This is a genomic window from Corynebacterium meridianum (assembly GCF_016342265.1).
Classification (GTDB): Bacteria; Actinomycetota; Actinomycetes; order Mycobacteriales; family Mycobacteriaceae; genus Corynebacterium; species Corynebacterium meridianum.
The window spans coordinates 321,673-336,909 of record NZ_JAEIOS010000011.1; the positions used below are offsets into that span (position 1 = coordinate 321,673).

Below are 15,237 nucleotides of genomic sequence, written 5' to 3' on the forward strand. Positions count from 1 at the left end.
CCCCCAACCCGGGACGCTGCCCGGGTTCACCGACAGCTCTCCAGGATGAGATCGAAGCGGCCACGCCCGTATGCCGAAAGCAGCAGACCGGTCAACCTGTGGTGCGGGTTCTCGTCAGAGGCGCTCCTCAGGGCTGACCAGACCCGGGTTGTCCGACCTCGGGCGATCAAGGCCACCGCGTAGACGCACAGGGCATTGCACCGGATGTCCCCGCTGAATGTCCGCGCCACGGCCAGCATGAGTTCGGCCAGTGGAACGGTGTTCTCCGGGCACACCGCTCGTCGTAGGACGAGGTCCCGGATCTTTCGCTGCGTCATGAGTCGGGCGGCGCCGGAGAGCAGACTGACGTTCTCCGTCGGGTTCCCTCCGGAATCAAGTATCCGACCGATCTCCCGCATGAGGTCCGACAGATAATTGTCCAGGAAGTCAGCGGGAGAACTCTCACCACCAGCCTGGTGGCCCCCTTCCACGACCTCCCTCCCCCAGGATTCAGCTCTCTCCGCGATGCACCGCACCAGGTGTTCGGGGGGACCCGAGGTACTCCGCGCGAAGAAATCCAGCGCTTCCCGCCTGGTGAGCTCAGGCAGCGTTCCTCCGTCCGACACCAGCTCACGCATGGCCGCCGCGGTGATTATGTCCGGGATGACACCTTCCCGCCACCGATCCGTCCCACTACTCCCCGTGACGCCCGGGGTGCCCCCTGTCACGTCCGCGAGAATCCGGTAGGGCGCACCCGAGATGATGCTCGGTACCCACCAGGCACCGAGCATACGGATGCCCCGGTAGGCGGCTTCCCGGTGGAGGACGGCCGCGGTACCTGTGTGCGAGAGTCCCTCGCCAGGGTCCTCCCCGACGAAGAACGCGAACGCCGCGGTGACACCGACGTCGGCGAGGGCACCGACGGTGCCCGCCACCGCATCACCGTCGAACAGATCCGCCCGGGTGACCGGGCCCACGCGGGAATACCGTTCCAGCGTTTGTCGGGGGTCCAGGGCCACCATCACCAGAGAATCCGTCGGGTAGAAACCCAGGAACGCGGGAATGCTCGCAATCAGATCGGCCGGCATGGACAGTGTCTGCGTCATGGGCCCCACCGTGCAACGGTGGACGGACACCGTGCCCGCGGGGCGGCCCCTGCCGCACATGACGGCTCCCAACGCAGAGTGGTCCACAGGTGACGAATCCAATCGTGGCAGATTGTCGTTGAAACGGTGTATCCTTGTGGGTCAGCCTCCACCATCCGGGTTGGCGTCCGGGTGGTCGCTGAAACAGGCACGAGATACCGGTGAGGAACCACCGGAGAAGCTACGGAGAACCGGCCGTCCGGACTTTTCTCGTCCGGTCCCCCGCTGACCCGGGCAGAACGACAGGGCGGTAATTCCACCCGGAATATCCACCCGTCGGTTCTTGTTGACGGATGTGGGGCCCCGGATCCGGGACGCAGTAGGCGACACAATCAGGCCCCCGGATCCAGAGGACGAGCGCAACGATGTACGAAGGAGGAAAACGCATGCAGGACAACAGTCGCCGCATGTATGAGCTGGAGTACCCCGCGCCCGAGATGAAACCCAAGAACGGAACCACACTCGTGGTCGCCCTCCAGGGCTACGCGGACGCCGGTCATGCCGTGGATTCCTCAGCCAGCCACCTCCTCAGTTCCCTGGAGAACAGTCCCGTCGCGGCCTTCAACAACGACGAGCTGATCGACTACCGTTCGCGCCGTCCCGCGGTCCGCATCACCGATCACGAGGTCGTCGGCATGGACGATCTCACTCTCGGTCTCTACGCGATGCGGGATTCGGCGGGCCATCCCTTCCTGCTGCTGGCAGGACCGGAGCCCGACATGCGCTGGAACGCGTTCACGGACGCCGTGATCGACCTCTCGGAGCGCTTCAACGTCAGTCGGACGATCTGCCTCTACTCCGCTCCGATGACGGTTCCCCACACCAGGCCACTGCTCGTCACCGCACACGGCAACTCCGAGGAGATCACCCGCAGGCACTTCCGGGTCAACAGCAACATGACGCTCCCCGGATCGGCTTCCCTCCAGCTCGAGTACACGCTGGGTTCCAAGGGGCGTTCGGTCGCGGGCTTCACCGCTCACGTCCCCCATTACATCGCCGCCTCCAACTATCCTGAGGCGACGCTGAAACTCCTGCGCGCGGTCGAGACCGCCGGTGCCCTCTCACTGCCGCTGGGCAGTCTCGAGCGGGATTCCGCGAAGATGATGACACTCCTCCGCGAGCAGGTCGACGATTCCGGGGAGATCGCCGCGATGGTCGAGTCCATGGAGCAGAGCTACGACGAGGAACTCGAGTCGTACCGGGAGGACAACCCCGAGGCCCTTCTTCCCGGCGAAACGGAGGCCACCGATCGGGAAGCCCTTGCGGAAGAGTTCGAGCGGTTCCTCGCCACTGTCGACACGGAAGATCCCCACAGCGACGACCCGGATTCCTCCGGGGCACCGTCCGAGAACCCGGATCAGGAGAATGGTCAGCCATCCGGGGGCGACGACAAGGACCAGTGACCGGATCCGACTGATGGCGTCTCGGCGCATCGGACGGTTACGCTGGACGATGTGACCCTCACCCAGATTCTCCCCGACCTGTCCGATGTCCCCGACTCCCTGATCGACGACTGCATCTGGGATTCCTTCACCGGGTGGACCAGGGAGAAGGGGATACAGCTTTATCCGGCCCAGGAGGAGGCGGCTCTCGGGATTCTGGCCAACAACAACGTGATCCTGGCGACCCCCACCGGATCCGGCAAGTCTCTGGTGGCCACGGCCGCGCACTTCATCGCTCTCGCCCGGGGCCAACGAGCCTTCTACACCGCGCCGATCAAGGCGCTGGTGAGTGAGAAGTTCTTCGCCCTCTGCGACATCTTCGGCCCCGAGTCCGTGGGCATGATGACCGGCGACGCCACCGTCAACGGCGGCGCGCCCATCATCTGTGCCACGGCGGAGATCGTCGCCAACATCGCCTTACGTGACGGAGCGGACGCCGCCATCGACCAGGTGGTAATGGATGAATTCCACTACTACTCGGAGCCGGACCGTGGCTGGGCATGGCAGGTACCCCTGCTGGAGCTTCCACGCGCCCAGTTCCTCCTCATGTCCGCGACGCTCGGCGACACGGCCTGGCTCGAAGACGACCTGACCCGACGGACCGGCCGCGACACCGAGCTCGTGTCGGGCAGCGAGCGCCCGGTCCCGCTCGAATTCTCCTACGTGTACACACCGGTCCACGAGACCATCGAGCAGCTCATCGAAGAGAACAAGGCGCCCGTCTACGTCGTTCATTTCGCCCAACGTGAGGCGATCGAACGTGCGCAGGCACTGACATCGATGGCCATCATCGACAAGGAAACGAAAGAGCGGATCGTCGCCGAGATCGGTGACTTCCGTTTCACCACCACGTTCGGCCGCACGCTGTCGAAACTGCTCCGCAAGGGCATCGGCGTCCACCACGCCGGGATGCTACCGAAGTACCGGCGTCTCGTGGAGAAACTCTCGCAGACCGGTCTCCTCAAGGTGATCTGCGGAACCGACACCCTGGGCGTGGGAATCAACGTCCCGATCCGGACCGTCCTGCTCACCGGCCTGTCGAAATTCGACGGGACGAACCAACGGATGATCAAGTCCCGTGAGTTCCACCAGATCGCCGGGCGCGCGGGACGCGCCGGATATGACACGGTCGGGCACGTCGTCGTTGAGGCGCCGGAACACGAGATAGAGAACTACCGCCTGCGGCAGCGGGCCGGGAGTGACCCCAAGAAACTCAAGAAGCTACGCAAGAAGGCCGCCCGCCCGGGTGAGGTGAGCTGGACGGAGAAGACGTACCAGCGACTGACCACCGCGGAGCCGGAGGCGCTGAGCAGTCAGTTCCGGATCTCCACCTCGATGCTGCTCAACGTCATCGCCCGCCCGGGCGACGGATTCGCGCACATGCGCCACCTCCTGCGGGACAACCACGACACCCGCCGGAAACAGAACAGGGACATCCTGACGGCGATCGAGCTGTTCCGTGGCCTGGTCTCCGCCGGCATCGTCGAACGGGTCACCGACGGGCCGGATCGCACCGGGCGCCACTGGCACCTGACCGAGGATCTCCAGCGGGACTTCGCTCTCAATCAGCCGCTGGCCCCGTTCGCCCTGGCCGCTCTCGACCTGCTCGACCCCGAATCCGACACCTACGTCCTCGACATCATCAGTGTCTTCGAGGCGATCCTCGACGATCCCCGCCAGCTGCTCGTCGCACAGCAGCGCGCCGAACGCGGTGAGGAGATCGCCGCCCTGAAATCCGAGGGGGTGGACTACACGGAGCGGATGTCCATCGTCGAGGACATCACGTGGCCGAAGCCACTCGAGGAGCTGCTCGAAGCGGGTTACGAGTCCTATGCGGAAGGTCATCCCTGGGTCAGGGAGTTCGAGCTGCGTCCGAAGTCCGTGGTGCGCGACATGATCGAGCACGGCATGACCTTCTCCGATGTGATCGCGACCTACGGCCTAGCCCGCAGCGAGGGCATCGTACTGCGCTACCTGACGGATGCGTGGCGCACGCTACGCCAGTCTGTTCCTCCCGAGCACACACCGGAGGAGCTGGAGGACATCATCGTCTGGCTCGGTGAGATGATCCGGCAGGTCGACTCCTCGCTCGTCGACGAGTGGGCGCAGCTGGCGGATCCGGATGCACCGGTGTCGAAGGAGACCCTGGAGCGGGAACTGGCCTACGGTGTCGAGGACCCTACGGCGCTCACCGCCAACCGTCGAGCCTTCACGATCATGGTGCGCAACGCCATGTTCCGGCTGGTGGAGCTGTTTGCCTTCGAGAAGGAGGATCAGCTCGCGGAGTTCACGGAATACCTCGACACCCCGCCGGATTTCGGAGCGGGTATGGATGCCTACTTCGAGGAGTACGCGGACATGGACACCGGCCCCGCTGCCCGTGGACCCGAGTTCTTCCGGTTGTCCCCGGAAGGTCGGCTGTGGAAGGTCCGGCAGATCCTCAAGGATCCCGAGGGCGACAACGCCTTCGCATTCGTCGCGATCGTCGATCTGGATGCATCAGATGCTGCCGGCGAGGTCCGTTTCGCGGAGCTCACCCTGGAGCACAACTAGTCGCCTGCCCGCATGCGGCGGGTGGTTGCCCGCCCCTCGTGGTCGTACGTGACGTAGTGGACCTCGCCACGGACCTCCGAGACCACCGTCGCGAGATTCGTTCTCCCCTCCGGTAGCAGGCGGACCGTGACCTGCCCCTCCACAGCGGCGTCGATGATCTCGGCTGCAGCCGACCGGACCATGTCCAACGCCGTCGCCTGCGACGGCGGGTCTCCGCCGGTCCCCCTGCACCGCGGGAATGACTCCGATCGTTCATCCAGAAGTGCGATGCGAACTCCCCGTGACCGTGCGAACCAGACGGCCCGATTCAACGCGGTCCTGTCGAGAAGTGGAGATCTGATCGAGTCCCGGAGCCGCAGTTCGAGGAGGCGCGAGTCCCTCCTCCTGTCGGCCTCCGGACGGGACTCGTCCAGAATGACGCGGACCAGCTCCCCGACCCATCTGCAGCTCTCTCCGAGGTAGCTTGATCGGGCGGTGTCCCTGGACAGTCCCACGCTGCGTATGCGACTCGCTTCGACCGCGACGGGAATTCCCGCGGTCGCCCGACGGACGAGCAGTGGAACCAGCGAACCGGCGATGATGGTGGCGCCGAACATGAGGATCACCATGGCGTCACCGGGGATCGCGAAACCCGCAACCTCAAGAACGCGGAGGATCGCGGTACACACGAACAACGTGGCCAGCGCGACCCGGGCACGGCATCGGATGGCCAGCAGAGGGAGTGGAACCTGCACGGCGAAAGCCCACCACCCGGCGGGCCAGCCGGAGATGACCGAGGTTCCCGTCGACACCCCGGCGACGATCATGGTGATCACGCCCAGGACGACGACGACCGTAGGCAACGGACGTAGTTTCTCGGAGGTACCGGAGGTGACCGCGAACACCGACGTTGCCAGCGCCAGAATCCCGAGTACCCATGCGGGACCGTGAACGCAGCTCTCGTCGACGACGGAGAGCCCCGTGAACACCGCCACCGTCGCCAGCGCAAACCAGGGGCTGTGGGTGATGTACATTCCGATGAGCCGAAAAAGTGGTGGAAGCGCGGGTTGCTTCGTTTCGTTTGCCGATTCCACGGGGTCCCCGGGATCCCGACGCCAGCACAGGGTCACCCGGGTGCCCGAGCCGGGCGAAGATCGCAGGTCGACGGAACACCCGGGGGTGTCGGAGACCCGTCCGGTTATGGCGACCCTGACACCGGCGCGGTTCTCGGGAACGGTTTCCGGGTCGAATCCCACACCTTCGTCGGTGAAATCCACGCAGAAACCGCTGATTTCTCCGTCGGTCGCGACGCAGCTGATGGTGCAGTGCCGCTCGTTCGTCAGCGCATGGCGTCGCGAGTTCAGTGCAGCCTCCGCCAGCGCGCCACAGATCGCCGCGACCGCCTGGGCGGGTATTCCCCTTCCGCTCTTCGGGAAATCTCCCGTAGCGGTTATCCCGGTGTCCGGTGCAGACTTCGCGATGACATCGTGGACATCCCGTAAGGCATCCGCCACGGGGATCTCCGCATCACCCGCCGAGATCTCGGCGGGTGAGAGATGCGACAGGATGACCTCCTTGTCCGCGTGGAGCGTCCCGGAGCCCACCGCGCGCAGGAGCGTGAGTACCGTGTCGTGAATGTGGGCGAGGAAGTGGGTCTCGGTCTCGCGCAGTTCCCGGGACCGTATCTCACGCAGTGTGTCCCGGTGTACGCGGCTGATACGGGTGTCCAGCTTCCTCGCAGTGCTGCGGGCGAGGGTGAATGCCACGAAGAAGGGCAGTGGAACGATCCAACCGTGGCCCACGGACAACAGTTGGAGCATGAGTGTGTCGGCGTGGTTGTTGACGATTGCCGCGGCCGCGGACATGAGGAGGGCGAGGATGAAACCCACGGGAGGACCGAGCGCCGCCGCCAGCATGATCGCCGGGATCCCGCAATAGTCGCCGAGATGCACCGGGGAAAGCGGTGAACTTCCCTGGAAAAGTGACAGAACAACGTCGGTCGCCAGCATAAGCAGGTAGATCCCGCCGCCGAGAGCCATGGTGATCCGGTAGATGGACGCTCGTCTTGACAGACAGGCGGGCAGCTGGATCAGAGCGCCGGCGACCAGAGCCCAGTATGCCGCGGTGACGAGCTCATCGTTTCGAGCAGGCCCTGCGCCGGTCATGATCAACCGGGATGTGTGGGAGGAGACCAGATGCAGGAGCAGTGAGATGCCGGTCATCAAGGCGGTTATCCGAAGGACCGCCACCTCGGCATCCTGATTGCGTGAGAGGCGATCGAGAAAGTCATCCGAGATCCGGACATCGGACCTGCCGGGTGCTGAAGTGAAAAGCTCCTCCGGAAGAGTGGGGGCCGGTTTTTCATCCGGTGCCGACCCACCCGTCGGGCGGCCCCGCACCGGATCATGGTCCAGATCTCCACGGAACTGAGATGGCATGGCCTGTTCAGTGGTCCACTGGCCCGCGGATGTAACCGTCCTGTTGGGCACGGCGGTAGAGCTCGACCTTTGTGTTCGCCCGACGTCCCGCCTCGACGTACTTTCGCCGTATCCGGTTCAGGTGGTCCTGGACCGTGGGGTCCTTCAGACCTGTGGCACGGGCCACGGAATCCGCGGTCATTCCACTGGCGTAGAGGACGAGGATCTCCTGTTGTCGTTCGGTGAGTTCGATCGATTCAGCCAACGGATCGGAGTCGATCAGGGACGCCCAGTCGCTGGTGGCGTACGTGGCGCCTGCGGCTGCGGTTTTGATCGCCCCGATGAGCTCGGAGGCGTCGACTGACTTCTGAACCATGCCGTTGACGTCAGCCAACAGTGCGCGACGCATGTAGAAGGGACTCTCCATCGCGGAGAACACGAGGACCTTGAGTCCGAGTTCACGAAGCCGGGTGACGTTCATGTACGGGTCCGAATCGTCCCCGAGGCGGAGATCGAGGAGCACGAGATCGACCGCGGGTGCATCCGGGCTTCCCAGGAACTTCTCCAGGGAATCGACGTCGGAGAATCCTCCGATCAGGGTGCACTCCTCCGAGTCCGCGAGTACGCCCCGGATACCCACCAGTGCAACATCGTGGTCATCGACTGCGACGACATTGATTGACATAAGAATCAACGGTAGTTGTTTCGCTGTATAAAAGCTCCTGCGCCGCGACTTGGTACCCCCGCACGGGTATTCGGGTGTGGCCGCCGCGGTCTCCTGGATCGGGGTCTGAGACGCAGAAACGCGAAAACCCCTCTCCTTCGCGGATACTATCCGCGGGAGAGGGGTTCGCGTGGTTCGTGCGAACCGTAACCGGCTGGGACCGGTCGACGGTTGTCAGCGCGCGGCCTCGATCTGGACGGCCTGGGCGACACCGGAGATCGTCGCGGCGATCTTGACGGCCTCGAAGACCTGCTCCTTGGTCAGCCCCTCGCCGCGGACGGTCTTGTCGTGGGCCATGGTGCAGTCGGGGCAGCCGTTGATCGTGGAGACCGCCAGGGACCACAGCTCGAAGTCGACCTTGTCGACGCCGGGCTTGCCGATGATGTTCATCCGCAGGCCCATCTTGACCTGGGTGTAGTCATCGCCGAGGAAGTCCTTGGCGCGGTAGGCGACGTTGTTCATCGCCATGATGGACGCAGCGCCGAGGGCGGCCTCCACGGCCTCATCCGAGAGGTGACTCGAGGCTTCCTCGGAGATCTCGGAGAAGACGGTGTCGTTGCGGGTCGCCGCGGCGCAGGCGAGGAAGGTTCCCCAGAGCTGCTGCTCGCTGAGCTCGGTGCTGCGGGCGAGGCTGCTCAGGTTGAGCTTCAGGTCCTTGGCATACTCAGGGAGTCCGGACTTCAGGTTGTCGATCGACATTTACTTGAGTTCCTCCTTCAGGACATCCATCTTGTCGATGTTCTTGGTGGGGTCGTTCTTCTGCCAGTTGCAGGCGCAGACCTCTTCGGACTGCAGCGCGTCGAGGACACGGAGCACCTCGTCGACGTTACGGCCGACGGCATCCGGCGTGACCGAGACGAACTGGATGATGCCGTCGGGATCCACGATGAACGTCGCGCGATCGGCGACACCGTCGGCGTTCTCGACGCCGAGGGCGCGCATGAGGTCGTGCCGGATGTCGGCGAACATCGGGAACGGAACGGTCTTCAACTCGGGGTGGGTCGCGCGCCAGTTGAAGTGGGAGAACTCGTTGTCACCGGAGCCGCCGAGAATCTGGGTGTCGCGGTCCTGGAAGTCCTCGTCCAGCTTGCCGAACGCGGCGATCTCGGTGGGGCAGACGAAGGTGAAGTCCTTCGGGTAGAAGAAGAACACCTTCCACTTGCCCTCGTAGGAGTCATTGGTGACGGTCTCGAAGTAATCCTCGGGCTGGTTGGCCTTCACGTCGTGGAGCGAACCCCCCTTGAGTGCGGTGAGTGAGAACTCCGGGAACTTGTCGCCGATGGTCAGCAGTGCCATGTCGTGCCTCCTGGTGATGATATGGGTGGTGATGGTCTGTTCTTTCATTGGTCCCGGACCGCGACCCGTTGATGGTGTCGCCGTCGGTCACCCACGAGTATGCCCACATCCGGCGGCGACGTCAAAAGGTTTAACTTTAGGGTGTGTTATATAGTAATAGGCATGAGCAATAAAGAGTACCGTCCGACACTCGCACAGCTACGAACCTTCGTCACGATCGCCGAGAACCGCCACTTCGGGACGGCTGCAGCGAAGCTGTCCATTTCCCAGCCGAGTCTGTCCCAGGCTCTCGTGGCCCTCGAGACGGGACTGGGGGTGCAGCTGATAGAACGTTCCACGAGACGCGTCATCGTCACTCCAACCGGTGAGGAGCTCCTCCCCTCGGCCAAGGCAACGCTCGACGCCGCCGAAACGTTCCTCGCCATGGCACGGGGTGCCTGCGGGAGCCTCACTGGACCTCTGGCCCTGGGCATGATCCCGACCGTCGCCCCGTACATCCTGCCGACCATGCTCCACCGCACGGCCTCGGAGCTACCGGATCTCCAACCGTGCATCATCGAGGACCAGACCCGACACCTGCTGGAGCAGCTCCGTGACGGCCAGATCGACTGCGCAGTCGTGGCGCTACCGGTGTCCGGCACCGGACTGACCACCATGCCCCTCTATGAGGAGGATTTCGCGATCGTTGTTCCGGACACCTCGCCGATGGCGGGCCGGGAGGACGTCACCCTCCCGGAACTCAAGCAGCTCAACCTGCTGCTCCTCGACGACGGTCACTGCCTGCGGGACCAGATCATCGATCTCTGCCAGAGCCAGGACTTCTCCCCCGCCACCTCCGGCCCCGGGAAAGCGACGACACGGGCCGCGAGCCTGGCGACGGTGATGCAGTGTGTGGCCGGTGGACTGGGCACGACGCTGGTTCCGGGCAGCGCGGTCCCCTCGGAGTGCGACCGCCCGGGTCTCGCCGTCGCGCGTTTCGCCCCGGGCGTCGACGCACGACGGACCATAGGACTCGCCTACCGTGCCTCATCGGCGCGTCGTGAGGAGTTCCAGCAGCTCGGCGAGCTCATCCGCGCGGCGTACGCGGAGACCGTGTCCGGGCTCGACGGCACCTCACTCCCCCGATCAACGAACCCCGACTGACGGGCAGCCCGACGACGGCAACGCCCGCAGGCGCCCGGCCGGTTAAGATGAACGCCTAGTGATGACACAGACTGACTCCAGCACCCACTCCGCTCCTCCGTCGAAGAAGGACCTCATCGCACGGCTCGACGGCGTGACGATCGCCGACGAACGGGCGCTCCGTCGACGGCTCCGCAAGGCACGCTCCCCCAAGGCTCTGACGGCCATCGCGCGCGACATCGACTCCGCCCGCGTGAAGCTGGCCGCCCGTGAGGCCGCGGTTCCCGCGGTCACCTTCCCGGAGCAGCTTCCGGTCACCGCCCGTCGGGGGGACATCGCCGAGGCGATCCGAGACAATCAGGTCGTGATCATCGCCGGGGAAACGGGGTCCGGCAAGACCACCCAGATCCCGAAGATCTGCCTCGAACTGGGCCGCGGACGTCGTGGGCTCATCGGCCACACGCAGCCGCGTCGGCTCGCCGCCAGGACCGTCGCCGAACGGATCGCCGACGAGCTCGGTCAGAGCGTCGGCGAAGCCGTCGGCTACGCCATCCGTTTCGATGACCGTGTCTCCGCGTCGACGTCGGTCAAGCTCATGACGGACGGCATCCTCCTCGCCGAGATGCAGCGGGACCGGGATCTCAACGCCTACGACACGATCATCATCGACGAGGCCCACGAGCGCAGCCTCAACATCGACTTCCTCCTCGGGTATCTCCGACAGCTGCTTCCCCGACGTCCGGATCTCAAGGTCATCGTCACCTCCGCGACCATCGACCCTGAGGCGTTCGCGGAGCACTTCCACGACTCCGACGGTAATCCGGCCCCGATCATCGAGGTTTCGGGACGCACCTTCCCCGTCGAGATCCGGTACCGGCCCCTCGAGTTCGAGGTGGACGGGAAGACCGTCGACCAGGATCCACTCGATGGTCTCCTCGAGGCCATCGAGGAGCTCATGTCCGTCGGTCCCGGTGACATCCTCTGTTTCTTCGCCGGGGAGAGTGACATCCGCGACGCGATGGAGGCCATCGAGGGCCGCCGGTGGCGTGGTGTGGAGGTCACTCCCCTGTTCGGCCGACTCTCCAATGCGGAACAGCACCGGGTGTTCTCCAGTCACCGGGGCCGCAGGATCGTCCTCGCCACCAACATCGCCGAGACCTCGCTGACCGTCCCCGGTATCCACTATGTCGTCGACACCGGCCTGGCCCGGATATCGCGGTACTCCGTCCGGACCAAGGTTCAGCGTCTTCCCATCGAACCGATCTCGCAGGCCTCAGCCAACCAACGGTCCGGTCGTTGTGGACGCGTCGCCGACGGCGTCGCCATCCGTCTCTACTCGGAGGACGACTTCACCACCCGACCGGAGTTCACGGATCCGGAGATACTCCGGACGAACCTGGCGAGCGTCATCCTGCAGATGGCGTCCCTCCGACTCGGGGACATCACCGATTTCCCGTTCATCCAGGCACCCGACAACAGATCGGTCCGCGACGGGCTTCTCCTCCTCCACGAACTCGGAGCGCTTGCCGACGGCGAGGACAACGGCGCGCCCGAGCTCACCCCGGTGGGGCGGCAGCTCGCCCGTATCCCGGTCGATCCACGCATGGCCCGCATGCTCGTCGAGGCGGAGAAGCTCGGCTGCCTGCATGAGGTCGTCGTCATCGTCGCGGCACTCACGATCCAGGATGTCCGGGAGCGCCCCCTCGACCATCAGGCACAGGCCGATCAGGCGCACGCCCGGTTCAAGGACACCACCTCGGACTTTCTCGGCTATCTCAAGCTGTGGGGGTACCTCCACGACACCCGTGACGAGATGAGCGGAAACGCGTTCCGGAAACGGATGAAGAAGGAGTTCCTGCACTACGTCCGTATCCGCGAGTGGTTCGACCTCGTCAGACAACTACGCGGTGTCGCCAGACAACTCGGCTGGACAGCGACCGAGGATGTGGCGACGAAGACCGACCCGCGCTCCGTTCACACCGCGTTGCTCTCCGGTCTGCTCTCACACATCGGGATGAGGATCGGCGATTCCCGGGAGTTCCAGGGCGCCCGCGGAACAAAGTTCATGGTATTCCCGGGTTCCGCCCTAGCCAGGAAACCGCCGCAGTTCGTCATGGCTGCCGAGCTCGTGGAGACCTCGCGGTTGTGGGCCCGTGATGTGGCGAGCATCGAACCCGAGGCGGTCGAGCGGATCGCACCACATCTGCTGCGCCACTCCTATTCGGAGCCGTTCTGGTCGGCCAAGCGGACGGCTGCGATGGTCCACCAGAAGTCGACGCTCTACGGGGTCACCATCATCGCCGACCGGACCGTGCCGTACCACCGCGTTGATCCGACCGCCGCCAGGGACATGTTCATCCGTCATGCCCTCATCGAGGGCGACTGGACGACCCACCACAGCTTCTTCCACGAGAATCGCGCGATGCTCGAGGATGCCGCCGGTCTCGAGGACAAGGCACGCCGTCGCGACATCGTCGTCGACGAGGACACCCTCTTCGATTTCTACGATTCCCGCCTGCCGGAGACCGTGACCACCGGTCGGACCTTCGATTCCTGGTGGAAGAAGACCCGAAGGAACGAGCCGGAACTCCTCAGCTTCGATCCCGACGCCCTCATCAATGAGGGAAGCGCGGCTATCGACGAGGAGGCGTTCCCCGATCTCTGGCGACAGGGCAGCCTCGACTACGCGCTGACGTACCACTTCGAACCCGGCGCCGACGACGACGGGGTCACCGTCCGGATACCGATCCCGCTTCTCGCGGGCGTGTCTGACGAGGGATTCGACTGGTTGGTCCCGGGTCTCCGCCGGGAGCTCGTCACCGAGCTGATCAGGACTCTGCCGAAGGCCCTGCGGCGATCTGTTGTCCCGGCACCGGACTTCGCGGAACGTGCACTTCCCCACCTCCAACCGTATTCGGGGTCGATCTGCGGTCAGCTCGCCGACATCCTCCGCAGTCTCGGCGGCACCGGCATCAACGACACCGACTTCCGTCCCCGGACGCTCCCGGACCACCTGCGGGTCAGTTTCGCGGCGGTGGACAAACGGGGAACCGTCCTGGACCGGGACCGGAGCCTCGAGGCTCTCAAGCGACGCAACGTGGAACAGATCAACGCCTCCGTCAACCGAGTCAGCAGGGGTATCCAGCGGGCCGCCGCCGAGAACTGGGACGCAGAGACCATCGGAACCATCGAGCCCGAGGTCCTGACCCGGGTCGATGGCCAGGAGGTCACCGCTTACCCGGCTCTGGTCGCCACGCCCGAAGGGGTCGCCGTTCGGGTCATGCCGACGAAGCAGGCCGCGGACTCCTCGATGCTCACCGCCACGCTCACTCTGCTGATGCGGGAGATCAAGGTCTCGACCAGACAGATGCTCAAGGGCCTGCCGTTGAAGCAGCGGGTCGCCGTCGAGAACTATCCGCACGGAGGTGCCGACGGGCTGGTCAACGATGCCCGGATCGCCTCAATACGGGACGCACTCATCGAAGCCGGGGGACCTGTGCGCACACCCGAGGCCTTCCGTGAGCTCGTCGCACGGATCGCACCGGAGGTACCACGACGGGTACGCCAGACGGTGACGGCTCTGGCGCCCGGGCTCGTGGACTATCACCGCGTCGCCGACGAACTCGCCCGGTGGACGGGCGACGCCATCGATGACATGCGCGGCCAGCTGAGTTTCCTTCTTCCCGAGCATGCGGTGTCAATTCACGGTGTAAGCCACCTCAGGCATCTCCCCCGTTATCTGGAGGCGATGGTGATCAGGCTGGACTCAATGGAACTCGATCCCGATCGGGATGCGGACAACCAGGAGACCGTGCAGGCCGCGAAAGACTACCTCGGAAACAAGCTACGTAAATTCCCCGCGGGTCGCTCGAAGACCGCGGAGGTCAAGGAGATCCGGTGGATGATCGAGGAGCTCCGTGTGAGCCTCTTCGCACAACGGCTGGGAACTCCGCGTCCCGTGAGTCTGAAACGAATCCAGAAGGCGGTTGACGGACTCCGCTGAATTCCGGGCCGGCTACGGCTCCCGGAAGCGACGGCGCATCAGGCGTATCTCCGACTCGAAGTCCGCGGCCGATTCGAAGGACTTGTAGACCGAGGCGAAACGCAGGTAGGCGACCTCATCCAGTTCCTTCAGCGGTTTCAGGATCGCCAGGCCGATCGTGTTGGCGGGCACCTGTGAACTGCCGTGCTGGCGGACGGTTTCCTCGACCTGCTGCGCGAGTCTCTTGAGCGCGTCATCCGAGACGTCCCTACCCTGGCAGGCCCGCCGGACGCCGGTTATGACCTTCTCCCGGCTGAACGGTTCCGAGACGCCGTTGCGTTTGACCACCATGAGCACAGCCTTCTCAACCGTCGTGAAACGCCCGTGACAGCTGCTGCACTCCCGACGGCGTCGTACCGCCGAACCTCCGTCTACGGTGCGGGAGTCGATCACCCGGGAGGTTGACTGGTGGCAGAAAGGGCAGTGCACGGGTTCGTCCTCGTCTGGTCGGATGGTCCGGGGCCGGACCTGGGTCCCATTCTAGTTGGCTGACCGGCCGGCGAAGAACCCCACCCGTTCTACCGCGACAAGGCGGCGG

Annotated in this window: 10 protein-coding genes; 4 read left to right on the top strand and 6 right to left on the bottom strand. The window is 64.8% G+C overall.

The window, feature by feature from the left end:
- Nucleotides 1-26: 26 nt before the first annotated feature.
- Complete coding sequence (locus JDV75_RS04695; protein WP_198738075.1) at nucleotides 27-1,085, bottom strand: DUF4192 domain-containing protein; 1,059 nt, start codon at nucleotides 1,083-1,085, stop codon at nucleotides 27-29.
- A 425-nt stretch (nucleotides 1,086-1,510) separates the two neighbouring features.
- Between JDV75_RS04695 and JDV75_RS04700 the strand changes: the two genes are divergently transcribed.
- Nucleotides 1,511-2,527 carry a PAC2 family protein gene (locus tag JDV75_RS04700; RefSeq protein WP_198738076.1) on the top strand — a complete coding sequence of 339 codons (1,017 nt, stop codon included), beginning with the start codon at nucleotides 1,511-1,513 and terminating at the stop codon, nucleotides 2,525-2,527.
- Nucleotides 2,528-2,578: 51 nt separating this feature from the next.
- Nucleotides 2,579-5,119: a DUF3516 domain-containing protein gene (locus tag JDV75_RS04705; protein ID WP_198738077.1), complete on the top strand. Its 2,541-nt coding sequence runs from the start codon at nucleotides 2,579-2,581 to the stop codon at nucleotides 5,117-5,119.
- Here JDV75_RS04705 and JDV75_RS04710 read toward each other — a convergent pair.
- The 4 genes from JDV75_RS04710 to JDV75_RS04725 form a co-directional block, all read right to left on the bottom strand.
- A complete protein-coding gene (locus tag JDV75_RS04710; RefSeq protein ID WP_198738078.1) occupies nucleotides 5,116-7,320 on the bottom strand; it encodes a sensor histidine kinase in 2,205 nt (734 codons plus the stop codon). The genes JDV75_RS04705 and JDV75_RS04710 overlap by 4 nt on opposite strands.
- A 223-nt stretch (nucleotides 7,321-7,543) precedes the next feature.
- Nucleotides 7,544-8,200, bottom strand: a complete 657-nt coding sequence (locus tag JDV75_RS04715; protein ID WP_198738079.1) for a DNA-binding response regulator — start codon at nucleotides 8,198-8,200, stop codon at nucleotides 7,544-7,546.
- Between the two features lie 213 nt (nucleotides 8,201-8,413).
- Nucleotides 8,414-8,938: an alkylhydroperoxidase, AhpD family gene (gene ahpD, locus JDV75_RS04720; RefSeq protein ID WP_198738080.1), complete on the bottom strand. Its 525-nt coding sequence runs from the start codon at nucleotides 8,936-8,938 to the stop codon at nucleotides 8,414-8,416.
- On the bottom strand, nucleotides 8,939-9,535 hold the full coding sequence (locus JDV75_RS04725; protein WP_198738081.1) for a peroxiredoxin: 597 nt from the start codon (nucleotides 9,533-9,535) through the stop codon (nucleotides 8,939-8,941).
- 162 nt (nucleotides 9,536-9,697) lie between these two features.
- Between JDV75_RS04725 and JDV75_RS04730 the strand changes: the two genes are divergently transcribed.
- Nucleotides 9,698-10,678, top strand: coding sequence for a hydrogen peroxide-inducible genes activator (locus JDV75_RS04730; RefSeq protein ID WP_198738082.1), 981 nt, complete (start codon nucleotides 9,698-9,700; stop codon nucleotides 10,676-10,678).
- Between the two features lie 61 nt (nucleotides 10,679-10,739).
- Entirely contained in the window at nucleotides 10,740-14,660 is a 3,921-nt protein-coding gene (hrpA, locus tag JDV75_RS04735) for an ATP-dependent RNA helicase HrpA (protein ID WP_198738083.1), read from the top strand.
- A gap of 12 nt (nucleotides 14,661-14,672) precedes the next feature.
- On the opposite strand, the gene nrdR is transcribed toward hrpA, so the two are convergent.
- Nucleotides 14,673-15,128 carry a transcriptional regulator NrdR gene (gene nrdR / locus JDV75_RS04740; RefSeq protein WP_198738084.1) on the bottom strand — a complete coding sequence of 152 codons (456 nt, stop codon included), beginning with the start codon at nucleotides 15,126-15,128 and terminating at the stop codon, nucleotides 14,673-14,675.
- Between the last annotated feature and the right edge of the window lie 109 nt (nucleotides 15,129-15,237).